At 70.8% G+C, this 23990-nt stretch carries 22 protein-coding genes; 10 read left to right on the top strand and 12 right to left on the bottom strand.

Going from position 1 to position 23990, the window contains the following annotated elements; genetic code table 11:
* Positions 1-325: 325 nt before the first annotated feature.
* From Ahu01nite_RS50705 to Ahu01nite_RS31165, 3 genes are all read left to right on the top strand, one after another.
* Entirely contained in the window at positions 326-565 is a 240-nt protein-coding gene (locus tag Ahu01nite_RS50705; RefSeq protein WP_307794611.1) for a GNAT family N-acetyltransferase, read from the top strand.
* 317 nt (positions 566-882) lie between these two features.
* Positions 883-1518 (top strand): isochorismatase family protein, encoded by a 636-nt coding sequence (locus tag Ahu01nite_RS31170; RefSeq protein ID WP_203840235.1) that lies wholly within the window; start codon positions 883-885, stop codon positions 1516-1518.
* The gene (locus Ahu01nite_RS31165) at positions 1515-3395 is read left to right on the top strand and encodes an anthranilate synthase family protein (RefSeq protein ID WP_203840234.1); all 1881 of its coding nucleotides are present in this window, start codon (positions 1515-1517) and stop codon (positions 3393-3395) included. The genes Ahu01nite_RS31170 and Ahu01nite_RS31165 overlap by 4 nt, the downstream gene beginning before the upstream one ends.
* 144 nt (positions 3396-3539) lie before the next feature.
* On the opposite strand, the gene lon is transcribed toward Ahu01nite_RS31165, so the two are convergent.
* From lon to Ahu01nite_RS31105, 12 genes are all read right to left on the bottom strand, one after another.
* On the bottom strand, positions 3540-5876 hold the full coding sequence (gene lon / locus Ahu01nite_RS31160) for an endopeptidase La (protein WP_203840233.1): 2337 nt from the start codon (positions 5874-5876) through the stop codon (positions 3540-3542).
* Positions 5877-5938: 62 nt separating this feature from the next.
* Positions 5939-6376, bottom strand: coding sequence for a hydroxyphenylacetyl-CoA thioesterase PaaI (gene paaI / locus Ahu01nite_RS31155; RefSeq protein ID WP_203840232.1), 438 nt, complete (start codon positions 6374-6376; stop codon positions 5939-5941).
* The gene (locus Ahu01nite_RS31150) at positions 6373-7194 is read right to left on the bottom strand and encodes an ABC transporter permease (protein WP_203840231.1); all 822 of its coding nucleotides are present in this window, start codon (positions 7192-7194) and stop codon (positions 6373-6375) included. The genes paaI and Ahu01nite_RS31150 overlap by 4 nt, the downstream gene beginning before the upstream one ends.
* Positions 7191-8009 (bottom strand): ABC transporter permease, encoded by an 819-nt coding sequence (locus Ahu01nite_RS31145; protein ID WP_203840230.1) that lies wholly within the window; start codon positions 8007-8009, stop codon positions 7191-7193. The genes Ahu01nite_RS31150 and Ahu01nite_RS31145 overlap by 4 nt, the downstream gene beginning before the upstream one ends.
* Positions 8006-8791, bottom strand: coding sequence for an ABC transporter ATP-binding protein (locus tag Ahu01nite_RS31140; RefSeq protein WP_203840229.1), 786 nt, complete (start codon positions 8789-8791; stop codon positions 8006-8008). The genes Ahu01nite_RS31145 and Ahu01nite_RS31140 overlap by 4 nt, the downstream gene beginning before the upstream one ends.
* 36 nt (positions 8792-8827) lie before the next feature.
* Positions 8828-9880, bottom strand: coding sequence for an ABC transporter substrate-binding protein (locus tag Ahu01nite_RS31135; protein ID WP_203840228.1), 1053 nt, complete (start codon positions 9878-9880; stop codon positions 8828-8830).
* A 156-nt stretch (positions 9881-10036) separates the two neighbouring features.
* The gene (locus tag Ahu01nite_RS31130) at positions 10037-10624 is read right to left on the bottom strand and encodes a helix-turn-helix domain-containing protein (protein WP_203840227.1); all 588 of its coding nucleotides are present in this window, start codon (positions 10622-10624) and stop codon (positions 10037-10039) included.
* On the bottom strand, positions 10621-11973 hold the full coding sequence (locus Ahu01nite_RS31125; protein ID WP_203840226.1) for an amidohydrolase family protein: 1353 nt from the start codon (positions 11971-11973) through the stop codon (positions 10621-10623). The genes Ahu01nite_RS31130 and Ahu01nite_RS31125 overlap by 4 nt, the downstream gene beginning before the upstream one ends.
* Positions 11970-12350: a nuclear transport factor 2 family protein gene (locus Ahu01nite_RS31120; RefSeq protein ID WP_203840225.1), complete on the bottom strand. Its 381-nt coding sequence runs from the start codon at positions 12348-12350 to the stop codon at positions 11970-11972. Before Ahu01nite_RS31120 ends, Ahu01nite_RS31125 begins: the two co-directional genes overlap by 4 nt.
* Positions 12347-13738, bottom strand: a complete 1392-nt coding sequence (locus Ahu01nite_RS31115) for a dihydroorotase (RefSeq protein ID WP_203840224.1) — start codon at positions 13736-13738, stop codon at positions 12347-12349. Before Ahu01nite_RS31115 ends, Ahu01nite_RS31120 begins: the two co-directional genes overlap by 4 nt.
* Positions 13739-13748: 10 nt before the next feature.
* Positions 13749-14588, bottom strand: a complete 840-nt coding sequence (locus Ahu01nite_RS31110; RefSeq protein WP_203840223.1) for an amidohydrolase family protein — start codon at positions 14586-14588, stop codon at positions 13749-13751.
* Positions 14585-15268 carry an isochorismatase family protein gene (locus Ahu01nite_RS31105; RefSeq protein WP_203840222.1) on the bottom strand — a complete coding sequence of 228 codons (684 nt, stop codon included), beginning with the start codon at positions 15266-15268 and terminating at the stop codon, positions 14585-14587. Before Ahu01nite_RS31105 ends, Ahu01nite_RS31110 begins: the two co-directional genes overlap by 4 nt.
* A 129-nt stretch (positions 15269-15397) precedes the next feature.
* Here Ahu01nite_RS31105 and Ahu01nite_RS31100 point away from each other — a divergent pair, with 129 nt between their 5' ends.
* Genes Ahu01nite_RS31100 through Ahu01nite_RS31070 form a run of 7 tightly spaced genes read left to right on the top strand, consistent with a single transcriptional unit; the run spans position 15398 to position 23988 of the window.
* The gene (locus tag Ahu01nite_RS31100; RefSeq protein WP_203840221.1) at positions 15398-16597 is read left to right on the top strand and encodes an LLM class flavin-dependent oxidoreductase; all 1200 of its coding nucleotides are present in this window, start codon (positions 15398-15400) and stop codon (positions 16595-16597) included.
* Between the two features lie 7 nt (positions 16598-16604).
* A complete protein-coding gene (locus Ahu01nite_RS31095) occupies positions 16605-17003 on the top strand; it encodes a RidA family protein (protein ID WP_203840220.1) in 399 nt (132 codons plus the stop codon).
* Entirely contained in the window at positions 17000-18397 is a 1398-nt protein-coding gene (locus Ahu01nite_RS31090) for an aldehyde dehydrogenase family protein (protein ID WP_203840219.1), read from the top strand. Before Ahu01nite_RS31095 ends, Ahu01nite_RS31090 begins: the two co-directional genes overlap by 4 nt.
* The gene (locus Ahu01nite_RS31085; protein WP_239159276.1) at positions 18385-20397 is read left to right on the top strand and encodes an oxidoreductase; all 2013 of its coding nucleotides are present in this window, start codon (positions 18385-18387) and stop codon (positions 20395-20397) included. The genes Ahu01nite_RS31090 and Ahu01nite_RS31085 overlap by 13 nt, the downstream gene beginning before the upstream one ends.
* Positions 20394-21104 carry an SDR family NAD(P)-dependent oxidoreductase gene (locus tag Ahu01nite_RS31080; protein ID WP_203840218.1) on the top strand — a complete coding sequence of 237 codons (711 nt, stop codon included), beginning with the start codon at positions 20394-20396 and terminating at the stop codon, positions 21102-21104. Before Ahu01nite_RS31085 ends, Ahu01nite_RS31080 begins: the two co-directional genes overlap by 4 nt.
* The gene (locus Ahu01nite_RS31075) at positions 21097-22518 is read left to right on the top strand and encodes a GMC family oxidoreductase (protein WP_203840217.1); all 1422 of its coding nucleotides are present in this window, start codon (positions 21097-21099) and stop codon (positions 22516-22518) included. The genes Ahu01nite_RS31080 and Ahu01nite_RS31075 overlap by 8 nt, the downstream gene beginning before the upstream one ends.
* Positions 22519-22527: 9 nt before the next feature.
* Entirely contained in the window at positions 22528-23988 is a 1461-nt protein-coding gene (locus Ahu01nite_RS31070; protein ID WP_203840216.1) for an aldehyde dehydrogenase family protein, read from the top strand.
* Positions 23989-23990: the final 2 nt, after the last annotated feature.

Genomic DNA, 23990 nt, shown 5'->3' with positions numbered 1-23990 from the left:
AGGGGGCAGGCGAATAGCTGTGAATAGGGTTGCCGCGCCCGCACGCATTACAGATAGTCGGTCGATGCGCGAACTATCCGTCCGGCTTGTGCCGTGGTCCGCCGAGGATCTATCGCTTCTACGCCGGATCAACACGCGAGAAATCCGCCAGTACGTCGGCGGGCCGGAGACCGACGAGCAAGTTGTGGCGCGGCACCAGCGGTACCTTGCGTTGGAAGGTGGGCGCATGTTTCGAGTTGAGCTGCCGAGCGGTGAGCCGGCCGGCAGCGTCGCATTCTGGAGCCGAATGTGGCGCGGGATGGCTATGTACGAGTCTGGCTAGAACGTGCTACCCGAGTTTCAGGGCCAAGGTGTCGCGACCGCCGCCGTGCGGGCCGTCCTCGCAGCCGCCCAGGAAGACAACCAGCACCGATGGCTCCATGCATTCCCAAGCGTGGCGAACGCGGGGTCGAACGCGGTCTGTAGCAAGGCTGGCTTCGAACTCGTAGGCCAAACCGATTTTGAGTACCCACCTGGGCACATCATGCTCAGCAATGAATGGCGCTACGACTTGCGCGGACGCTGACCTTTGCACCAAGGACGACGGTGGCTGCGGCACGACCTCATCGCCGCGATCGGGCAGCCGTTCGCGCGCCCTCTTCTGCCGCGATCCGCGCTTCTGGCAGAGTCGGCGGCGGTCTGTCGCTGAAGGCGACGCGGCCGCATCTCTGAGCTCAGACTCGTAGTTGCTCACTTTGAAGTGTTGCGATGACCGCCAGAATCCGCCTCCATTGACTGAGGCCACCGGATCCACTCGAGCGGGCAGCCGCCTACCCGAGTGAGTAGGGGTGCTGACCTCTTTCGATCACTAGCCTGAAATCGTCGCCAGGAAGCGAGGCAACGATGACCGGCATTCCCTCCACCACGGCCTACCCGATGCCCGACACCCTCCCGCCCGCCCGCGTACCGTGGCGGCTCCGCCCGGAACGCGCCGTGCTCCTGCTGCACGACATGCAGTATTACTTTCTCAGGCCCTTCTCCCCAACGGCCGCACCCGGCGCCGCCCTGATGCGCAACTGCGTGAGCCTGCGCGACCGCTGCGCCGCGCACGGCATCCCGGTGGCCTACACCGCCCAGCCCGGCGACATGAACGACGAAGACCGCGGTCTGCTCAAGGACTTCTGGGGCGTGGGCATGACCGCAGGCCCGGCCGACCGGGAAGTCGCCGGCGAACTCGCGCCCGCACCCGGCGACTGGACGTTCACCAAATGGCGCTACAGCGCGTTCCACCGCTCGGATCTGCTGGACCGGATGCGCCGGGCCGGACGCGACCAGCTCATCGTCGCCGGCGTCTACGCCAGCACCGGCATCCTCGCCACGGCGCTGGACGCGTTCGCCCACGATATCCAGGTGTTCCTCGCCGCCGACGCGGTGGCCGACTTCGACGAGGCGCACCACCGGCTCGCGCTGGACCTGGCTGCCGAACGCTGCGCGCGGGTCCTGACCACCGACGACCTGCTCCTCGAGGTGACCGGGTGAGCGACGACCTGCTGACCCGCATCCTGTCCGGCGAGATCCCCGCGTACGCGCTGCTGCACCGTCCCGAGACGGCCCCCGACTCCGTGCAGGTGCTGGCCGGGCCGGTCACGCGGGTCCCGGACCTGGCGTCCATCCACCTGCCCGGACCCACGGGCGAGGCCCGGCCGGACGCCGTGGTGCTGATCCCGTTCGCGCAGATCGCCGAGCGCGGCTACGCCGTCAACGCCGACGACGACAAGCTGCTCGTGCTGAGCATCGACGAACGGCAGGATCTGCCCCTCACGACCGTCGACCGACGGCTTCCGGACGAGCCGGTCGTCCTGCGCGACACCCATTTCGACCTGGACGACGCGGCGTACGCCACGATCGTCGCGAATGTCGTCACCGACGAGATCGGCCGGGGCGCCGGCGCCAGCTTCGTCATCAAACGCACCCTGATCGCGGACATCACCGGGTTCTCACCGCTCAGCGCGCTGTCGTTCTTCCGCCGGCTACTACGCCGCGAGACCGGCGCCTACTGGACGTTCCTGATTCACACCGGTGACCGTACGTTCGTGGGCGCGACCCCGGAGCGGCACATCAGCGTCTCCGGCGGCGCAGCCGTCATGAACCCGATCAGCGGCACCTACCGCTACCCATCGGGCGGCGCCGACCTGCCGGGCCTGCTGAGTTTCCTCGACGACCCCAAGGAGACCGACGAGCTCTACATGGTCGTCGACGAGGAACTCAAGATGATGGCCCGGATCTGCACCACCGGCGGCCGGGTCAGCGGGCCGTACCTCAAACAGATGGCCCGGCTGGCACACACCGAATACCTGATCAAGGGCAAGACGACCCGCGACGTACGCGACATCCTCCGCGAAACGATGTTCGCCCCGACCGTCACCGGCAGCCCCCTCGAGAACGCCTGCGACGTCATCCGCCGCCACGAGCCCCACCCCCGCGGCTACTACAGCGGTGTCCTGGCCCTCATCGGCCACGACGCGCAGGGCGGGCAGAGCCTCGACTCGGCCATCCTGATCAGAACCGCCGACATCAACGCCACCGGCCGCCTCCGCATCGGCGTCGGCTCCACAGTCGTCCGTCACTCGGACCCGCACTCCGAAGCCGCCGAAACCACGGCCAAGGCGGCCGGCCTGCTCAGCGCGCTCGGCACCGGACCGGACCGGCTGGGCTCCGATCCACAGGTACGCGAACGGCTCGCGCGACGCAACCGCACGCTCTCCGGCTTCTGGCTACAACCGGCCACCGACCGCGCCGACCCCGTCGACCCCGTCGAACCGCTGACCGGCCGACAGGTCCTGGTGATCGACGCCGAGGACACGTTCACGGCGATGATCGCGCAGCAGCTGTCGGCCCTGGGCATGTCGGTAACGGTCCGCCGCTACGACGACCCCGGCCCCGCCCCCGACCTCGTGGTGCTGGGCCCGGGCCCGGGCGACCCCCGGCAACGACACCACCCCAAGATCGCCCGGCTGCGGGAACTGGCCGCCGACCGCCTCGACCGCGGGCTCCCCTTCGTCGCCGTCTGCCTCAGCCACCAGATCCTGTGCACGCTGCTCGACCTGCCCCTGCTCCGCCGCCCCCGCCCCAACCAGGGAGTGCAACGCGAGATCACCCTCTTCGGCCACAGCGAACTGGTCGGCTTCTACAACACGTACGCCGCCCACTGCGACACCGACGAGTTCCTCCACCCGCTCGCCGGACCTGTCCAGGTCAGCCGGGACCGCGCGACGGGTGAGGTGCACGCCCTGCGCGGAGCCACGTTCTCTTCCCTGCAGTTCCACGCCGAATCGATCCTCACCGAGCACGGCCCCGCCATCCTCGCCGAGGCCGTCCTGCGCCTGCTCCCCGCGGTCGTAACATCTGCCCGCTGACCTGCAATTACGGGAGATAGATTCCGCATCTGCAGGGTTTTACTTCCGCATTTCCCGGCCGCAGCTTCCGCATCTGCAGGCAGCGGAAGCACCGCTACGCAGGCCGCCTGCCACGGGTGGTGGCAGGCGGCCGTTGCAGCAGGATCAGGCGGCGGTGACGACGCCGGCCGAGACCGGCTCCAGGGCGGTGGCCAGGATTTCGCGGACGTCGGCGACGGGGTGGACGGTGAGGGCCGCGAGGACGTCCGCGGGGACGTCGTCGAGGTCGGGGGCGTTGCGGTGGGGGATGTAGATCTCGGTGAGGCCGGCTCGCTGGGCGGCGAGGAGCTTCTGCTTGACGCCGCCGATCGGGAGGACGCGGCCGGTGAGGGAGACCTCGCCGGTCATGCCGACCTCGGCGCGGACGTTGCGGCCGAGCAGGAGGGAGACCAGGGCGGTTGTCATCGTGACGCCCGCTGAGGGGCCGTCCTTGGGCACCGCGCCCGCCGGGACGTGCAGGTGGATCGGGTGGTCGAGCTGTTCCGGCGAGACGCCGAGCTCGTCGGCGTGGGCGCGGACGTAGGAGAGCGCGATCTGCGCTGACTCTTTCATCACGTCGCCGAGCTGGCCGGTGACCGACAGGCCGCCCTTGTCGCCGGGCAGCAGCGATGCCTCGATGTAGAGGACGTCGCCGCCCATGCCGGTGACGGCCAGGCCGGTGGCCACGCCGGGGACGGCCGTACGCTCCGATGACTCGGGGGTGAAGCGGGGCCGGCCGATCAGGTCCTTGAGGTCAGCGGCCCCGACCGTGACGGGCAGGTCCCGCAGCGCGACCTTGCGGAATGCCTTGGCCAGCAACCGCTCGAACGACCGGACGCCGGCCTCGCGGGTGTAGTTAGCGGCGATCTCGCGCAGCGCGTCGTCGGTGACGGTGACCTCGTCGGCGGACAGGGCGGCCCGTTCGAGCTGGCGGGGCAGCAGGAAGTCGCGGGCGATGGCGACCTTGTCGTTCTCGGTGTAGCCGTCGATGGAGATGAGCTCCATCCGGTCGAACAGTGCCTGCGGGATGGAGTCCAGGACGTTCGCCGTCGCGATGAACAGCACGTCGGACAGGTCGAGGTCCAGGTCGAGGTAGTGGTCGCGGAACGTGTGGTTCTGCGCCGGGTCCAGCACCTCCAGCAGCGCCGCGGCCGGGTCACCGCGGTAGTCGCTGCCGACCTTGTCGACCTCGTCGAGCAGGACGACCGGGTTCATCGAGCCTGCTTCGCGGATGGCCCGCACGATGCGGCCGGGGAGGGCACCGACATAGGTACGCCGGTGGCCGCGGATCTCCGCCTCGTCGCGTACGCCGCCGAGCGCGACCCGGACGAACTTGCGGCCCAGCGTGCGCGCGACCGACTCGCCGAGGGAGGTCTTACCGACCCCGGGCGGGCCGGCGAGCAGGATCACGGCGCCGGAACCGCGGCCGCCGACGCTGGTCAGGCCCCGGGACTCCCGGCGGGCACGGACACCCAGGTATTCGACGATGCGGTCCTTGACCTCGTCGAGGCCGTGGTGGTCGGCGTCGAGCACCGCCCGGGCGGCGGCCAGGTCCGTGTTGTCGGTGGTGCGTTCGCTCCAGGGCAGGGCGAGCACGGTGTCCAGCCAGGTGCGGAGGTAGCCCGCCTCGGGGTTCTGGTCGCCGGCACGCTCCAGCTTGTCGACCTCGCGCAGCGCTGCCTCGCGTACGGAGTCGGGCAGATCTGCCGCCTCGACGCGCGTGCGGTAGTCGTCGGTGCCCTCGGCACCGCCTTCGCCGAGCTCCTTGCGGATGGCCTTGAGCTGCTCACGCAGCAGATATTCGCGGTTGCGCTTCTCGACCGACTCGCGGACGTCGGTGTCGATCTTGTCGCTGACCTCGGACTCGGCCAGGAAGTCGCGGGTCCAGGTGATGAGCAGCTTCAGCCGGGCTTCGACGTCCGGCGTCTCCAGCAACTCACGCTTACGGTCGTTCGACAGGTACGGCGCCCAGCCCGCGGTGTCCGCCAGGTCACCCGGGTCGTCGATGGCGCTGACCGAGTCGATGACCTGCCACGCCTCGCGGCGCTGCAGCACGGAGACCACCAGCTGCTTGTATTCGGCGGCGAGCTCACGGGCGTGCTCGTTCGGCGTACCGGCCGCGACGGGTTCGGCCTCGACCCACAGCGCCGCGCCCGGGCCGGTCACGCCGCTGCCGATGCGGGCACGGACACCCGTCCGCAGCATCGCGGCGGGCGACCCGCCACGGGACTTACCCACCTGCCGCACGGTGGCGACGACGCCGTGGGAGGCGTAACGGTCCTCGAGCCGCGGGGCGATCAGCAGCTCGGAACCGGACGAGGTGCGGGCCGCGTCGACTGCTGCCTGCGCCGCCTCGTCCATCTCGACCTGCACGACCATGCCCGGGAGCAGGACGATGTCGTCGAGGAAGAGTACGGGGAGTCGTTTGCTGGTCACCGGGGTACCTCCGAAAGTTGAGTACATGCTGCTCAACTTCGGCCGTTCCCGATGTCTTCCGGCGTTCACTCCCAGCGAACAACGACGCTCTATTCCAGGATGGGCCGGCCGATGTCCCGGCTGCGCCCGCGGAACTCCGCTATCGGGTCGCCGGGAGTGCCGTCGGGCAGCAGCCGGGACACGGTGACGTCGTAGACGCCGGTGCGGCCCTTCAGCGCGCGTTCCTGCGCCCGGGCCAGCAGCCGGTCGCCGACGTGGCCGGGCTCGAGGAAGGTGATGTCGAACCCGGCGGCGAGGGCCACGGTGCCGTAGGAGTTGCAGGCGACGGCGAACGCGGTGTCGGCGAGGGTCGCGATGAGCCCGCCGTGGCAGATGTCCCAGCCGTTGACCATGTCGGGCCGGACGGTCATCGTGACCTCGCCGGCGCCGGGTGCGACGCTGCGGAGCTCGATGCCCAGCATCGTGCCGGCGCGGTCGGCGGCGAGCATGGTCTCGGCGCAGCGCCGGGCGGTTTCCTGCGGACTCATGCTTGATTGAACCCCATCCGGGCGAGCACCGCGGACTCGACGATGCCGAGGACCTGATAGATGAGCAGCGTCGCGAGCGTGATCAGCACCGCGAGCGCCCACACGGCGGCGATCTGCGACGAGCCCACGGCGGCGACGATGGCGTAGCCGATGCCCTTGCCCGTCGCCAGCCACTCGGCGATCAGCGCGCCGGTGATCGCGCCGGGTGCGGAGATGCGGATCGCGGCGAACAGAGCGGGCAGGGCGGACGGGAGCGCGACCTTGCGCAGGCTCTGCCAGCGGGTGGCGCCGTACACGGTGACCAGGTCGATCGCCGTACGCGGAGCGCTGCGCAGCCCGAACGTGATGTTCACCAGCGCGGGGAAGAGCACCACGAGCCCGCCCATCACGGCCACGGTCGCCGTGCTCCGGCCGAAGATCAGCACCAGGATCGGGGCGATCGCGATCAGCGGGACCGACTGCAGCAGCAGCACGATCGGCAGCAGCGTGCTCTCCAGCGGCCGGAACAGCAGGAACAGGGCCGCGACGAGCAGCGCGACGCCGAGACCGGCGACGAACCCGATCACCGAGTCGGCGAGCGTGGCACCGAGCAGGTGCAGCGCCTCCGACCGGTTCTCCGCCGCTTTCGGCAGGGTGAAGAAATAGTCGACGACGTCCAGCGGGGTCTTGCCGACGAACGCGGGGATGTCGAACGCGCGCAGGCCGGCGATCCAGAGCACCAGGATCGCGACGATCGAGACGGCTGCCCGGCCGAGGCCCCGGCCGACGGCACCCGCGACGCGCCGCCCGGTGCCGCGCGGTGCGGTGATGTCGCTCATCGGCCCTCCTTGGTGCCGGTCGCCCACGGCGCGGCGAACCGGCCGATCAGGGCCACGATCAGGTAGCCGGCGAGTGAGACGATCCCGGCGACGAGGGCGAGGCCCCACGTACGCGGGATCTGCAGGGTCTGCTGCGCGTTGATCAGGGCCGGGCCGACGCCGACGTCGACGCCGCCCAGGTACTCGCCGAGCACCGCGCCGAGGAACGCGGAGGGAGCCGCGACCTTGAGGGCGGTGAGGAGGCTGGGGATCGCCGCGATGAGGCGTACCTTCGTCAGCTGTTGCCAGCGGGATCCGCCGTAGGCGGCGACGAGCTCCAGCGTGGCCTTGTCGGCGGCCTTGAGCCCGAGCAGCGAGCCGACGACCGTCGTGAAGAAGACCAGCAGCCCGGCGAGGAACACCGCGGTACCCGCGACCTCACCGCTCTGCGGCGGGTCGATGATGATGCGCAGGATCGGGCCGATCGCCACGACGGGGATGCAGTACGAGATGACCGCGAGCTGCGAGACGAGCCCCTCGAGCTGCCGGACGACCATGACGAGCGCGGCCAGGACGATCGCGATGAGGTTGCCGCCGACATAGCCGATCAGCGCCTCACGCAGCGTCAGGGAGACGTTGGGGCCGTAGAACGAGAAGCCGTCGTGGACCGCGGTGGAGACGACCCGGCCCGGGCTGGGGATCGATCCGCCGCCACCGGCCGACGCCGCCCCGACGTTCTTCAGCACGGTGTCGGCCAGCAGCCACCAGATCGCCAGGACGCCGGCCGCCCCGGCGAGGATCCGCCCGCCGGCGCCGGCCCGCTGCCACACGTTCACGCGGTGCCCACCGCGGGAGTCGCACCCTCGAACAGCAGCGCCGACGCGCGGTCCTGCAACGCGTGGAACTCCGGGGAGCGCAGCATCTCCGTGGTACGCGGCCGGGGCAGGTCGACGTCGATCACCTCGACGACCCGCCCGGGTCGCGCGCTCATCACCGCGACGCGGTCGGAGAGGAAGATCGCCTCGCTGATGCCGTGGGTGACCATCACGGTCGTCGCCGGCTTGGCCGCGAGGATGTTCAGCAGCTCGCTGTTGAGCCGCTGGCGGGTCATGTCGTCGAGCGCGCCGAACGGCTCGTCGAGCAGCAGCACCGAGGGCTTCAGCACCAGCGACCGCGCGATGGCGACGCGCTGGCGCATGCCGCCGGAGAGCTGGGCGGGCTTGGCCTTCTCGAAGCCCTGCAGACCGACGAGCTCGATCAGCCCGGCGATCAGGCCCGGCTCGGCCTTGAGACCGGCCACCTCGAGCGGCAGCCGGATGTTGTTCTCCACCGAGCGCCAGTTGAGCAGCGCCGCGTCCTGGAACGCGATGCCGAGGGCGTGCGAGTCGCGCAGCTCGTGGGGGGTCTTCCCGTCGACGGTGACGGTCCCCTGCGATGCGGTCTCGAGCCCGGCGAGGATCCGCAGGATCGTCGACTTGCCGCATCCGCTCGGGCCGAGCAGGGAGAGGAACTCCCCCTGCTCGGTCGAGAGGGACACGTCCTGCAACGCCGAGACGACCGAACCGCGGAGGGTGAAGCTCTTGCTCAGACCGCGGATGGCGATGCCGGTGTCAGGCATGGCGTGGGTTCTCCGATCGGCAACTAAGAACGCTTGTCACTTGAGCAGGTCCGGGTGGTCGTTGTAGACCTCGGCGATGATCGAGGTGTCGAACAGCTTGTCGGCGGTGATGTCGATGCCGGCCGTCTTGAGCGTGGCTAGGTTCTCGGTGACCGCCTGGTCGGAGATCGTGAGCAGGCCGTTGGCCGCGGTCTCGTCGCTCTCGATCAGCTTCTGCGCCTGCGCCGCCTGCAGCTTCTGGGCGGCGGCGTCCAGGGACAGGGCCTTGCCGTAGTTGTCGACGGCGAGCGCGACACCGGCGTCGGGGTCGGCGGCCATGTCCTTCCAGCCGCGGATCGTCGCGTAGAGGAAGTCCTTCAGCGCCGCCCGGTTGTTGTCGATCGAGTCCTGGCTGACCTCGTAGCTGTCGGTCATGAACGTCAGCCCGTTGTCGGCGAACGGGAGGTTCTGCACCTTGAAGCCGCGCGCCTGCAGGGTGAGCGACTCGTCGGTGACGTAGCCCAGGTAGCCGTCGACCTCGCCGTTGGTGAGCACCGACGGGTCGTACTGGACGGGGACGATCGTCACCTGCGAGTCCTTGATGTTGTTCACGGCCAGCAAGGCCTTGAACAAGGACTCGTTGCCGGCCTGGACGCCGATCTTCTTACCGATCATCTCCTGCGGCGTGGCGATGTTCGCCTTGTCCGCCAGAGAGAGGATGGTGAAGGGGTTCTTCTGGTAGGTGGTGGCGATGATCTTCAGCGGGGCCTGCTGGTTGTTGATCGCGTCGGCGACCGTGATCGGGTCGCTGACGCCGACCAGGGACTTGCCGGAGGCGACCAGGGTCTCGGTGGCGCCCGGGCCGGCCACGAGGTTCACCGAGCTGAAGCCGGCTTCCTTGTAGTAGCCCTTGGAGTCGGCGAAGTACTCACCGGCGAACTCCACGTTCTTGACCCAGGACAGCTGGATGGTGAGTGCTCCGTGGTCGCCGTCGTCGGATGACCCGGAGGAGTCGCCGCCGCCGCAGGCGGACAGCGCGAGAGCGGCGGCGGTGAGGACACCGATGACCAGGTGGCTTCGTCGAGACTTTGAGAATGACAGCACCGTCATAGCGGCGGCTCCTAGACTTCAGTCAAAAGGGGGGCTTAATTCCAGTAGGATTGGAATTTTGTTCACCTATACAAGACACTAGGGACCGCAAGTTACCACGCGGGTCGCCAGTGTTTCCGGGCCGTAACAGCTGGCCCGACCTGCAGAAACGAGCTGTTAGTACGAGGGCGGGGCGCTCGAGAACAGCAGCACGACGGGCTCGTCGGTCGGGTTCTCGAGGCGGTGCGGTGCGCTCGGGTCGTACGACAGGCAGTCGCCCTGCCGCAGATCGAACCGCTCGGCGCCGAGCCAGAAGTCGACCCGCCCGCTCTCGACGAAGATCGCCGTCTCGGACGTGCCGTAGGACAGCATCCCCTCGCCGGTGGTGCCGCGCGGCGCCAGCGTCGAACGGATCACCTGGAGCTTCGTGAACGCCCGGGGCGTCAGCAGCTCCTCGGCCCAGTCCCCGTGCGGATGGACCAGCCGTGGGCCCTGCCCGGAGCGCACCAGCCGGGAGTTGGCCGCGGGGCTCTCGAACATGCTGCTGATGGTCTGGCCGAGCGCCTTCGCGATCTTCATCAGCGTGGCGATCGACGGGCTGGCCTCGCCCCGCTCTACCTGCGACAGGAAGCTGACCGAGACGCCCGACTCGGCCGCCAGCGACCGCAGCGACACCTTGCGCTCGAGACGCAGTTCCCGGATGTACGTGCCGAGCTTGCGCTCGAAGCCGGCGGTATCCGTGGTCAGGTTCTCGGGCGTCGTCACGTGAGCACACTATCGGCCGGGTGGGTGCCGGTCAGCGGTGTCCACCCCGCGGTCAGGGCATCCACCGCGGCGCCGATCTCGCCCAGATCGACGGTGAGGACCCGGCCGTCCCGGACGACGGTCCGGCCGCCGACGACGACCCGCTCCACGGCCTCCGGCAGCATCGAGTAGATGACGTTCTGCGTCGCGGTCCGCCGGGGCCGCAGCGAGGATGCGGTCAGGTCGAGACCGACCAGGTCCGCGCGGTAGCCGGGGGCGATAAGGCCGACCGGCAGGCGCAGTGCGCGCCCGCCCGCGGACGTGCCCATCCGCAGCGCGTCGGTCGCGGTCAGCGCCGTCCCGTCGCGGTCGAGTGCCTTGGCCAGCAGCGCGGCCATCCGCATCTCCTCGAACAGCGACTGCCGGCTGTTCGCTCCCCCGGCGTCGGTGCCGAGGCAGACCGGGATGCCGCGGTCGAGCATGCGGCGCACCGGCGCGATGCCGCCGCCGAGGAACGCGTTGGCCGACGGGTTGTGCACGACCGTGCTGCCGTGCGCGGCCAGCAGATCGAGGTCCGCGTCGTCGACCCGTACGGCGTGCACCGCGAGCGTGCGCTCGTCGAGCACGCCCAGCGCGGCCATCCAGCCGATCGGGCTCACGCCGAACCGGGTCCGGGAGACGTCCACCTCGCCCTGGCTGTCGGCCAGGTGGACGTGCACGGGTACGTCGAACTCCGCGCCGAGGGCCGCGCCGAGTTCCAGCATCCCGGGCCCGGCACCGAGCACCGAGTGCGGCGCCGGGTGGACGTCGATCAGCGGGTCGCCGGCGACGGCCGTCCGCAGCTCCCGGAAGTTCTTCTCGAACAGCGCCGGGGACTCGCGGTAGCGCACCGGCCCCGGATCGGCGTCGAACATGCACCGCGCGAGGACGGCCCGCAGCCCGACCTCCCGCGCCGCCTCGATGATCGCCTGGGCGTTGTCGTTGCCGCCGTCGTGCAGGTAGAAGAACTCGACGGCGGTCGTGATGCCCATCCGCAGCATCTCGGCGAAGTCGTAGCGGGCCGCCAGCTTGATCGCGTCCCGGTCGAGCCCGGCCGCGGTCGGGTGCACGAGCCTGCCCATCCAGTCGCCGAACCGCAGGTCGTCGCCGAAGCCACGGATCAGCGCCTGGAACGTGTGCCCGTGCCCGTTCACGCCGCCGGGCACGATCGCCCGGTCGGCCCAGTGCTCGACCTCGGCGCCCGGATGGTCGGCGGCGACCGCGGCGGCGGGCCCGGCCGCCACGATGACGTCACCGTCGACCGCGATCGCGACGTCGGCGGCCCACTCGTCCCCGACGAAGCCGAGGGGTGCGGTGATCAGCCGGGTCACGGCGTCAGGGCCTTGTCGACGAGCCCCTGGTCACCCTCGAAGAAGCGGACGGTCGCGAGTTTGCCGTCGCGTACGGTCGACAGGATCAGCCGCCGCCAGCTCGCGCCGTTCGCCGAGGCCGTGGCGACCGTGACGACGTGGTCGTCGCCCGCCAGCAGCTCGTCCGGCACGAGCCGGAACGTGCCACCGGACAGCCGGGCCATCGTCGCGCCGAACTCCCCCACACCGGCGTGCCCGTGGTAGGTCCCCGACGCGGGGTGCGAGCCGGGCACCTCCAGCACGACGTCGTCGGCGTAGAACGGCATCGCGGCGGGCGGGCCACCGGCGGCCATGGCGTCGAAGTATCCCCGCAGGACGCTCAGGTTCGCCGCGCTCACTTGGCCTCCGCACCGGTCGAGGAGCGGATGTAGGAGCCGTGACCGGACTCCCCGACGAGCTCCTCGTCGCGAACCACGAACCGGCCGCGGACCAGGGTGTGCCGGGGCCATCCGCGCAGCGGCATGTCCTCGTAGAGCGAGTAGTCGGAGAACGTACCCAGCCACTGCGGGTCGGGGGTGCGGGTCCTGTCCAGGTCGACGATCGCGAGGTCCGCGTCAAGGCCCACCGCGATGTCACCCTTGCGGTGATCGGCCTTGATGAGCTCCGCGGGGCGCTTGGCGGTGAGCTCGGCGATGCGCTGCAGCGGCAGGCCCCGGCGGTGGTAGCCCTCGGAGAGCAGCACCGGCAGCGTCGTCGGCGCGCCCGGGAAGCCGGCGCTGGCCTTCCAGATGCCGCCTTCCTTGGCCACCCGCTGCCGGCCGACGTGGTCGGAGCCGAGGGTGTCCACGGTGCCGTCGGCGAGCGCGGCCCAGAGCGCCTCGGGGTGCCCGGCCGTACGCAACGGCGGGTTGACCTTGCCCACGACGCCGCCCGCCCAGTCCGAGGTGTGGGTCAGGTAGTGCGGGCACGTCTCGGCGGACAGCGCGTCGCTGGCGAACTCGACCCGGGCCTTGCGCAGCTGGTCGAGCGAGTCGGCGGTGCTGACGTGCACGAAGTACATCCGGCAGCCGGTGCGCTGGGCGAAGAACGTCGCCTTGCGGATCGCCTCGGCCTCGACGAACGGCGGGCGCGACTCGTCCCACGCGGCCAGGTCGTCGCGGCCGGCGGCGATCAGCTCGTCGCGCAGCACCCAGACCACCTCGGGGTTCTCCGCGTGCACGAGCAGCAGGTCGCCGCGCTCGGCGACGGCCTTGGCGATGCCGAAGAAGCGGCCGTCGTGCGTGCCCTCGACGTTGAGGTACTGGCCCTCGTCGCCACGGAAGTGCATGAAGTACTTGAACGAGCGCAGGCCGTACCGGCTGCGGATCTGGTCGATCTCGGCAACGTGCTCGTCGGTCATCAGCGTGCAGTGGTACCCGAAGTCGATGTACGCCTTCGCGGCCGCCGTCGTCGTGTGCTCCTCCAGCATCGGCAGGTACGACCCGCCGTTGGAGAGCATGTACATCATCGTGGTCACGCCGCCCTTGGCCGCGGCGGCGGTGTCGGTGCGGTACTCCTCGAGACCCGAGGTCGACAGCGCGATGTGGTTGTGCGGGTCGACACCGCCGGGGAACAGGTGCAGACCGGTGACGTCGACGCTCTCGGTGGCGTCGACGGCCGTGCCGGGCGACAGGACCGCCGCGATCTTGCCGTCGCGAACGCCGACATCGGCGAGCCGGGGTACGTCGCGGGGGCGGACGACCGTGCCGCCGGTGAGCACGAGGTCGAACGGGGGATCGGTTGTCATGGGGATTCTCCTAGAGGCCGAGCAGGCTGAGCGGGCGGTCGTCGATGATCGACTCGATGAGGTCCGGGGCGAACGGCGGGAATCCGGGCACCGGATCGGTGACCAGGGACCGGAACTGCTCCAGGCAGTCCGCCGGCCGGTAGATGGGGAAGTCCGAGCCGAACAGCACGCGGTCCTGGACGCCGTAGTCGAGCAGGCCGCGCAGGATCTGGGCGAGCTGCGACGGGCGACCGTAGCGGGCGGAGAGGTCGGTGTAGACGTTCGGGTTCTTGAACATCACGGCGGTGGTCTCGTTCGCCCACGGCTGTCCGGCGTGCGCGATGATGATCGGGGTGTCGCGGAACGTACGCGCCACCCTGTCGAGCAGCATCGGCTGGGCGTACTCGAGGGCGCCGCTGCGCAGGAACACCCCGCCCTGATGGAACGTGAGCGCGAGGCCGTGGTCCGCGGCGGCGGTGTAGACCGCGAACGCCTCGTCGCTGTGCGGGTGGAAGCCCTGGTACGGCGGGGACAGCTTGAGCCCCTTGAGCCCGAGGTCGGTCGCCGCGTAGCGGACCTTGTCCACGGCGTGCTTGTCGGACGGGTCGACGCTGCCGAAGCCCACGAGCCGGTCGGGTGCGCGCTCCACGAGCCCGGCGATGTACTCGTTCGGGATGTCGAGGTCGATCTCGCACGCGACCAGGCCGAGGATGACCGCGGCGTCGATGCCGGCCTCGGTCATCGCCGCCTGATGGGCGTCCCAGTCGCCGTCCGCGCTGGGGTGGGCGGACACATTCGCGTCCAGCTCCGGGCCCCAGTGCGGGCCGAGGTGCTCGGGCAGCCAGGTGTGGCTGTGCCAGTCGACCCTCATGCGAGGCCCTTCAAAAAAGCCTCGGTGGCGTCCGCCGTGAGGATGTCGGCGTACTTGGACGCCAGGTCGAAGAGCGCGACCTCGTGCACCACGTCGAGGCGGTCGAAGACGGCGTCGCCGACGATCCCGACGCGGAAGCCGTAGGAGAACGCGTCGACGGCGCTGGCGCGGACGCAGCCGCTGGTCGTCGCGCCGGTCAGCAGCACGGTGTCGACGCCGCGCTGCACGAGATGCGTGAGCAGGCCGGTCGCGAAGAACGCGCTCGGGTGGTCCTTGGCGATCAACGGCTCGTCGTCGCGCGGGGCCGCCTCGGCGACGAAGTCGTACGCGCCGGCACCGGTCGAGGCCAGCGTCGGTGTCTTGCCGGCGTAGCCCCCGGCGGTGAGTTTCGTCTTCGGGGCGACGTGCGGGTGGAAGACCGGCACTCCGGCTTTACGCGCCGACGAGAGAACCCGCGCGATGTTGCCGACGGCGTCCCAGCCGCGGGTGCCCGTGGCGGTCGGGAACTCGTCCATGGCCTCGGTGATCGGCACCCGCTCGTGGCCGAGGGTGCGGTACTGCACGTCGATCACCAGCACGGCCGGGCGTACACCCAGACCGGACGCCCGGCCGAAGCCCGCCCGGGCATAAAGCGTTTCGTCCGCCGCTGCGATCGCGGTCGGCCACCAGGAACTGGACATGGCGCCAAAGCTAAGTTGCCTGCTGGGAGCCTGTCAACCAATACCGGAATTAATAAATCAGTACTGGACAGCCGTCCCGCCGGGATGTAACTCTGTCCGGCATAGGTTCACAGCTGGTGGGAGAACGCTATGCAGTTCGATTACTTGTTCACGATGGACAACCCCGGTAACGCGCGGTCGTACGGCGAGCTCCTCGACATGGCGACCGAACAGATCGTGCATCTCGACGAGTCCGGTTTCGGCACGTTGTGGCAGGGAGAGCACCACTTCGGCGGCGAGGGCTTCGAGATCAATCCGAACCCGATCCTCGCCGGGGCTTATGTCGCCGGTATTACGTCGCGACTTCGGATCGGCACCGGCGCCGTCACGCCGCCGTTCTGGCACCCGCTGCGCCTGGCCGAGGACCTCGCCCTGCTCGATCAGCTGAGCAAGGGCCGGCTGGACGTCGGCGTCGCCCGCGGCATCCAGCGGCGCGAGGCCACGAACTTCCATCTGGCCGGCGACCGCGGCGCGGACGAGCAGCGCAACTGGCGCTTCTTCCTGGAGCAGATGGAGATCCTGAAGAAGGCATGGACCCAGGAGGCCTTCTCGCACAAGGGCGAGTTCTGGACGTTCCCGCACCCGGGGATCCCGGACTCCGCGACCTGGTACCCGCGCAACCCACTCTGGCGGGCCGAGGACGGCGAGTACATCGCGATGTCGATCATCCCGAAGCCGTACCAGAAGCCTTACCCCTCGTTGTGGAACCTGCTGGACAAAACGCCCGGGTTCGTCACTTCCGCCCGTGAGCGGATGAACGTCATCACCTGGCTGCGGTCCCGCGAGGGGCTGCGTGAGGTCATGACCACGTACCAGGACGCCCTGTCCGAGACGCTGGGCCGGCCCGCCGAGCGCGGCGAGGGTGTCTCGCTGATGCGCATGGTCTACGTCGCCGAGACCGACGCGCAGGCCGAGGCCGACACCCGGGAACTGATCAACTCGCTGTACTCGTACGTCGGCGGCGTCCGGCCCAGGGGCATGTTCGCCAACCCGGGCGAGGAGCTCACCGACGAGGAGCAGACCGGCGAGTGGTGGCCGTTCCTCTACTCCCGCGAGCACCTGTTCATCGGTTCGCCCGAGACCGTACGCGCCCAGCTCAAGAACCTGCAGGACGAGTACGGCGTCCAGCGCGTCGTGCTCTGGTCCTGGATCCCCGGCCTCGACCAGGACCAGGTCATGCGCTCCAACCGGCTCTTCGTCGACGAGGTCATGCCGCACTTCCCGGAGGCGGCCCCCGAGCCCGTCCGGCCCGAGATGCCGGCCGGTTTCGGCCCGCTGACCGGGGACTGAGGCCGCCGTGCGCCGGATCATCCGGGTGCCCCAGGGACCCCAGTACGACGACTCGTACCCGCTCTCGCAAGGTGTCGAGACCGAGACGATGGTGTTCGCGAACGGTATGGCGTTCGACAACGACACCCGCACCCGCATGGCGGCGGCCGTGACGATCGCCGACGAGACACGCATCGTGCTCGACGCGCTGACGGCCATCCTCGCCGACGCCGGTGCCTCGCTGGAGGACGTCGTGAAGACGACGGTCTACCTGTCCGAGCGCTCGTTCTACGACGAGATGAACAGCATCTACCGCACGTACTGGGCGCCGGGCGACTTCCCGACCCGCGCCACCGTCTATGTCGGAATCGGAAGTGAGTGCCGCGTGGAGATCGACGTGATCGCCGTCAAGAAGGTACGCCCGTGAGCGCCCCGAACCTGATCGGCGGAGTCCTCGAACCCTCGGGCGGCGAGGAGATCCCGGTGACCTCGCCGTGGACCGGGGAGCCGATCGGGTCGGTCGGCGCCGGGGACGCCGCGATCGTCGACCGGGCGGTGGCCGCCGCGCGCGCTGCCCTGCCCGGGTGGGCCGCGACACCGTCGACGCGGCGGGCGCGGGTGCTCGTACGCCTCGCGGGTCTGATCGAAGCGAACGCCGAGGACCTGGCCGCGACCATCTCCCGGGACAACGGCAAGACCCTGGCCGACGCCCGCGGCGAGCTGGACCGGGCCCGCGAGCACCTCGAAGCCGCCGCCACCGCCCCGGCCCTGCTCGCCGGGGAGCACGTGGTCGACGTGGTCTCCGGCATCGACGCCACGCTGGTCCGCGAGCCGATCGGCGTGGCCGCGATCGTGGCGCCGTTCAACTTCCCGATCATGACGGGCCTGATCTACTGGTCCTGGGCCCTGGCCTGCGGCAACACCGTGGTGATCAAACCCTCGGAGCAAGCGCCGTACGGCGGATCCGCGCTCGCGGAACTGTTCGCCGAGGCGGGTTTCCCGGACGGCGTCGTGAACGTCGTCCAGGGCGGCCGGGCCGTCGTCGAGGCGCTCTGCGACCACCCGGACGTCGCGAGCGTGTCGCTGGTCGGCTCCTCGGCGACCGCCGCAGCGGTGTACGCCCGGGCCTCCGCGGCCGGCAAACGCGCCCAGGCCGCCGGCGGTGCCCGGAACCCGCTGGTCGCCGTCGGTGACGCCGACCCGGCCGTCGTCGCCGCGGCGGTCACCACCTCCGCGTTCGGCATGTCCGGTCAGCGCTGCCTGTCCAGCAGCATCCTCGTCACCGTGGGCGAACAGCCCGAGCTGGTCGACGCCGTCGTCCAGGTCGCCCGCGACACGACCGGCCTGCCGCCGATGATCTCCCGCGCCGCGGTCGACGCCGTCGTCGACGTGCTGACCCGCGCCGGCGACGACATCCTCGTCGACGGCCGCGACGCCCTCACGCCCGGCAAGGGCTATCTCGTCGGCCCGTCGGTCGTACGCGCCACCGTCGACAGCCCGCTGCTGACCGACGAGATCTTCGGCCCCGTCCTGTTCCTCGTGAGCGTCCCGACGCTCGACGCGGCGATCGCGTTCGTCAACGCCGGCCCGTTCGGCAACGCGGCCTCCATCTACACCGCCGACGGCGCTGCCGCCCGCAGTTTCACCAGCCGCGCCGACGTCGGCAACATCGGCGTCAACGTGGGCGTCGCCGCCCCGACCGCGCAGGTGGGCTTTGGCGGGCGCCGCCGCTCGTTCCTCGGCACGATCCACTCCCAGGGCCGCACCGCCGTCGACTTCTTCACCGACATCAAGTCGGTGTCGGCGAGGTGGGTGGGCTGAGCACCGACCTGACGGCGCTGCGGTCGTCCATCAGCCTCGGCCCGGCCCGGATAAAGAACCGCGTCTTCGTCGCGCCGCACACGACCAACTTCGGCGACGCCGGGCGCAATCTGGTGACCCGGCGCCACCTCGACTATCACCGGGAACGGGCGCGCGGTGGCGCCGGGCTGATCATCACCGAGGGCATCCGGGTGCATCCGACCAGCCTGCGGCGGCTGGGCATCCACGCGTACGACGACGAGGCGCTCGCCGGGCTGTCCGCGCTCGCCGACGTCGTGCACGCCGAGGACACCGCCCTGTTCGCGCAGATCCTGCACACCGGGCGGCACTCCGGCGACGACCACGCCGGCAGCTGGGGTGCCGGCCCGGCGCCCTGGAGCACCGGTGCGCACTCGCCGCACGTCATGAACGCGTTCGACCTCGACACCGTGATCGCCGGGTTCGCGGCGGCCGCGGCGCGCGTCGTCGAGGCCGGCTTCGACGGGCTCGAGCTGCACATCGGGCACGGGCACCTGCTCCAGCAGTTCCTGTCGCCGCTCACCAACGACCGCTCCGACGGGTACGGCGGGTCGTTCGAGCGCCGTGCCCGGCTCGCCCGCGAGGCACTGATCGCCGTCGTCGACGCCGTGGCCGGGCGTGCGGCGGTCGGGTTGCGGCTGTCCGCCGACGAGTTCCAGCCCGGCGGGCTCGGCCCCGACGACGTCGTCCGGATCGTCGAGCACCTGCGCGACGCCGCCCCCATCAACTTCCTGCATGTCAGCCATTCCGCGTACATCGGGGCGGCGTCGCTGAGCACGCAGATGGCCGACATGAGCTACGGCCGCGCCCCGTTCCGGCATCTGCCCGCCCGCTTCAAGCGGGAGTTCCCGGACGTTCCCGTGCTCGCGATCTGCCGGATCGACAATCTCGAAACGGGCGCGTCCATGATCGAGGCGGGAGAGGCGGACCTCGTCGGGTACGCCCGGGCGCACATCGCCGAACCGGCACTGACCCTGAGCACGTCCCCGCGGCACTGCATCGCGTGTAACCAGGGGTGCAACGCCAACCTGGAAGCGATCACGCCGATCACCTGCACGGTCAACCCCGCCGTCGGCCAGGAGCGCACCTGGCTGGCGGCCGAGGCCGAGCGGCCCGAGCCGCGTTCCGTGCTCGTCGTCGGCGCCGGACCCGCCGGGCTGGAAGCGGCGACCACCGCCGCCCGCCGCGGGCACCGCGTCGTCCTCGCCGACTCCCGCGCCGAGCCCGGTGGCGCGCTGCCCGACGTCACCCTGATCCGCAGTGGATTCGGCCTGCTGCTGAGCGACCTGCTGACCGAGCTCGACGCCGGCACGGTGGTGCGACGTTTCGGCACCGAGGTCACCGCCGCCACCGTCGCCGAACTCGCGCCCGACGTCGTCGTCCTCGCCACCGGATCGGCCACCCGTCCCGGCGACGCGCTGACGCTGCCCGGCGGCCCGCCGGTCCTGGAACTCACCGACGTCGTCCGCCGGCCGGAATCCGCGGGCGCGACCACGCTCGTCCTCGACGAACTGGGATCGTGGGAGGCCTTCGCGCTCGCCGAGCAGCTCGCCGCCCGCGGCACCGCCGTCCGGCTGGTGACCCCGCTGGGCAGCATGGCCCCGCGGATCACCGTCTACTCCCGGCTCGGGCTCGCCGAACGGCTCCGGGCGGGCGGCGTACGCATCTTCACGATGCACCGGGCGGCCCACGCGGACGGCACCACCGTGACCCTCACCCACACCGTCGACGGGTCGGAGCAGACCCTGACCGGGGTCGACACGATCGTCCACGTCCGGCCCGCCCGCGCCCGCGCCGCCCTGCTGGACGACCTCGCGGCGGCCGGCTGGACCGGTCAGGTGCACCTGGTCGGCGACGCGTTCGCCCCGCGCACCGTGCAGGAAGCCGTCTACGAGGGGCGGGCCGCCGGACTGGCGATCGGCTCCCCCGCAAGCACCGAAGGACTCTCCATGCGCCCTCCCTACGACCTGGTCACCGCATGACGACCGCACTCATCACCGGCGCCGCCGGGGCCATCGGGCAGGCGATCGCCGCCGCGCTCGGCGCCGCCGGGATGCGCCTGGCCCTGGCAGACAGCTCCCTGGCAGGGCTCGACGCCGGCGAAGGCATCACCACGCACCGGCTCGACGTCACCGACGACGACTCCTGCAACGAGGTCGTCTCGGCTGCCGCACAAGCGCACGGCGAGCTGTCGCTGCTCGTCAACGCCGCCGGGATCATGGTCCGCCGCACCGCCCTGGAGACCGACGTCGCGACATTCCAGCACGTGCTCGACGTCAACCTCACCGGCGCGTACCGGATGGCGAAGGCCGCCCACGCCCCGCTCGCCGACGCCCGGGGTTCCATCGTGTCGATCTCGTCGACCCACGCCTTCCTCGCCGCGAAGAACTCCCTCGCGTACGGCGTCAGCAAGGCCGGGCTCAGCCACCTGACCCGGCTGCTCGCCCTGGAATGGGCCGCGGACGGCATCCGCGTCAACGCTGTCGCCCCGACCGTGGTGCCCAGCGCGATGACCGAGGACGTCCTCGCCGACCCCGCCTACGTCAGCCGGAAGATGGCCGCGATCCCGCTCGGCGCACCGATCGCCACCGAACACGTCGCCGCGGCTGTGGCGTACCTGGCCTCATCCGCAGCCGCGTCGACCACCGGTCAGATCCTCGTCCTCGATGGTGGTGAGAGCCTTGCGTAGGACCGTCGTGATCATCGGCAGCGGAGCGGCCGGCCTGTTCTGCGCGGACGGTCTCGTCACGCGTGGCGACGTCGACGTCATCCTGCTCGAAGCGGGCGCCGACGCCGGCACTCCCCCACCGGACTGGCTGCGCCGCGACCTCGCCACCCCGGACGATGCCGACTGGGGACTCGTCGACGCCGACACCGGCCGGCCGCTGCTGCGCGGGCGGATCACCGGCGGCTGCACGTCGACGAACTCCGCGGCGGCGCTGCGCGGTCAGCCCTGGTGCTTCGACGAATGGGACATCGACGGCTGGCGCTGGGACGATGTCGCCCCGGCCTTCGCCGCGCTGGAGACCGATCTGCAGTTCGGCGACCGGCCCGGGCACGGCAGTACCGGACCGATCCCGATCACCCGGCTCAGTTTCGGCCCGGTCGACACCGCGTTCGCGCAGTGGGCCGGCGAGCGGGGGCATGAGTGGGTCGAGGACCAGAACGCACCCGGCATGCTCGGTGTCGGGCACTGGCCGACCAACACCAGACCCGGCGCTGTGCGGTACGGCGTCCACGAGGCCCTGCTCCCCCGGCTCCGCCCGCACCTGCGCGCGAACACGACCGCGAAACGGCTCCTGTTCGACGGCACCCGCTGCGTCGGCGTGGAGACCGACACGGGAACGATCAGCGCCGACCACGTGATCGTGTGCGCGGGTTCGGTCGAGTCCCCGGCGCTGCTGCTGCGCTCCGGCATCGGCCCGGCAGCCGACCTCGCCGAGGCGGGCATCCCGCTCGTGCACGACGCCCCCGAGGTCGGCGCCAACCTGCAGGACCACCCGTGGACCGTGCTGCAGATCCGCGCCACCGACCCGGCCGCACCCGCGCTGCGCCCGGTCAACGGCGTGCTCCTGCGCTACGAGATCCTCGGCGACGACCGGGTGGAGGTGCACCTCTATCCGCACCAGGCCCAGCCGTACCTGCCGGACGCCGACGCCGCCGACGTCTTCCTCGGCCTCGGCCTGATGCGGGCGATCAGCCGCGGCTCGGTCCGGCTCGCCCCGGACGGCACGACCGAGGTGCATCTGAACCACCTCGGCGACCCGCAGGACGCCAAGGCCTTCGACCTGCTGCTCGACGACGCGCAGGCAGCCCTCGACGCACTCGGCGATGTCCTGGTCCCGCCGGACAACCCGTGGTGGCAGGACAGAAACCAACTGCCGGACCACCTCGAGTCGTACGGGCACCTCGTCGGCACCTGCCGCATGGGCACCGACCCCGGCGCGGTCGTCGACCCCACCCTCACCGTCGCCGGAGTCACCGGGGTGTCGATCGCCGACGCCTCGATCATGCCGGCCAGCCCCCGGGCCAACACGATGCTCACCTCGATGATGATCGGCCTGCGCGGCGCCGCGCTGGTCGCCGACCACCTCAGCGAATAGAGGACAGCGATGCCGCTTCTCGACCCGGGCCGGATGCCCCAGGTGCTGTACGCCGGCGCCGCGCAACCGGCCACGTCCACCGCCGACATCACCGAGCCCGCCACCGGCGCCGTCCTCGGCCGGATCGCCACCGCCTCCGCCGGCGACCTGTCCGCGGCGGTGGCCCGGCTCATCCCCGGTCAGCGCGCGTGGGCCGCCCGCCCCGCCTTCGACCGCGCGGCCGTCCTGCACGAGGCCGGCCGCCTCATCGAGACCAACCTGCCGGAGCTGGCCGGCTGGCTCGTCCGCGAGGGTGGCGCCACCGTCGGCAAGGCGATGTTCGAGCTGACGATCAGCGCGCAGGCCCTGCACGCCGCCGCCGGGCTGGCGCTGGAACCGACCGGCGAGACGTACCCGTCGCCGCGGGGCCGGCTCAGCATCTCCCGGCGCATCCCGGCCGGCGTCGTCGGCGTGATCGCGCCGTTCAACTCGCCGCTGTACCTCGCCCTGCGCAGCATCGCCCCGGCCCTCGCCGTCGGCAACAGCGTCGTGGTCAAGCCCGATCCCCGCACGGCGGTCAGCGGCGGCACGATCATCGCCGAGGCCCTGTTCCAGGCGGGACTACCGCAGGACGCGCTCGCCGTGCTCCCCGGCGACGGCGCGCTCGGTGCCGCCATCGTCGACCATCCGGACGTACCCATCATCGCTTTCACCGGCTCGACCGCCGCCGGGCGCTCGATCGCCGTCCAGGCCGCGAAGCACCTCAAGCGGGTCCATCTCGAACTCGGCGGGAACTCCGCGCTCGTCGTCCTCGACGATGCCGACCTCGACGCCGCGGCCGGTGCCGGGGCGTGGGGATCGTTCATGCACGCGGGACAGATCTGCATGTCGTCCAGCCGGCACCTCGTTCACGAATCCATCGCCGACGAGTACGTCGCCCGCCTCGCCGCCCGCGCGAGCGCCCTGCGGATCGGCAACGCCGCGCTGGACCCGTCCGTCGCGATCGGACCCATCATCGACGTGCGGCAACGTGACTCCGTACACAGGATCGTCACCGACACGCAGGCAGCGGGCGCGACCGTCGTCACCGGCGGCACCTACGACGGCCTGTTCTACTCCCCCACCGTGCTCTCCGGGGTCCGGCCCGGCATGAGCGCCTACGACCTGGAGATCTTCGGACCGGTCGCCCCGGTCACGACGTTCGCCGACGTCGACGAGGCGGTCGAGCTCACCAACGGCACCGAGTACGGCCTGTCGGCGGGCGTCCTGACCGGCGACGTCGGCCGCGGGCTGGCGTTCGCCGACCGCATCGTCAGCGGCAACGTCCACGTCAACGACCAGACCCTGGTCGACGACGTCCTGCAGCCGTTCGGCGGCGTCCGCGCCTCCGGCAACGGCAGCCGCGTGGGCTCCAGCCGCTACAACGCCGACGCCTTCACCGAGCAGCAATGGCTCACCAGCCAGCCCGAGATCGCCCGCTACCCGTTCTGATC

It is taken from the genome of Winogradskya humida, assembly GCF_016862215.1.
GTDB lineage: Bacteria > Actinomycetota > Actinomycetes > Mycobacteriales > Micromonosporaceae > Actinoplanes > Actinoplanes humidus.
The sequence above is the reverse complement of the archived record's forward strand: the minus strand, read 5'-3'. Positions and strand labels throughout refer to the sequence as shown.

What these genes read in the sequence shown, in the direction of transcription:
- Ahu01nite_RS31170 (WP_203840235.1), top strand. Translation starts at nt 883, where the DNA reads ATGACCGGCATTCCCTCCACCACGGCCTACCCGATGCCCGACACCCTC.
- lon (WP_203840233.1), bottom strand. Translation starts at nt 5,876, where the DNA reads ATGTACTCAACTTTCGGAGGTACCCCGGTGACCAGCAAACGACTCCCC.
- paaI (WP_203840232.1), bottom strand. Translation starts at nt 6,376, where the DNA reads ATGAGTCCGCAGGAAACCGCCCGGCGCTGCGCCGAGACCATGCTCGCC.
- Ahu01nite_RS31150 (WP_203840231.1), bottom strand. Translation starts at nt 7,194, where the DNA reads ATGAGCGACATCACCGCACCGCGCGGCACCGGGCGGCGCGTCGCGGGT.
- Ahu01nite_RS31140 (WP_203840229.1), bottom strand. Translation starts at nt 8,791, where the DNA reads ATGCCTGACACCGGCATCGCCATCCGCGGTCTGAGCAAGAGCTTCACC.
- Ahu01nite_RS31135 (WP_203840228.1), bottom strand. Translation starts at nt 9,880, where the DNA reads ATGACGGTGCTGTCATTCTCAAAGTCTCGACGAAGCCACCTGGTCATC.
- Ahu01nite_RS31115 (WP_203840224.1), bottom strand. Translation starts at nt 13,738, where the DNA reads ATGACAACCGATCCCCCGTTCGACCTCGTGCTCACCGGCGGCACGGTC.
- Ahu01nite_RS31110 (WP_203840223.1), bottom strand. Translation starts at nt 14,588, where the DNA reads ATGAGGGTCGACTGGCACAGCCACACCTGGCTGCCCGAGCACCTCGGC.
- Ahu01nite_RS31105 (WP_203840222.1), bottom strand. Translation starts at nt 15,268, where the DNA reads ATGTCCAGTTCCTGGTGGCCGACCGCGATCGCAGCGGCGGACGAAACG.
- Ahu01nite_RS31100 (WP_203840221.1), top strand. Translation starts at nt 15,398, where the DNA reads ATGCAGTTCGATTACTTGTTCACGATGGACAACCCCGGTAACGCGCGG.
- Ahu01nite_RS31080 (WP_203840218.1), top strand. Translation starts at nt 20,394, where the DNA reads ATGACGACCGCACTCATCACCGGCGCCGCCGGGGCCATCGGGCAGGCG.
- Ahu01nite_RS31070 (WP_203840216.1), top strand. Translation starts at nt 22,528, where the DNA reads ATGCCGCTTCTCGACCCGGGCCGGATGCCCCAGGTGCTGTACGCCGGC.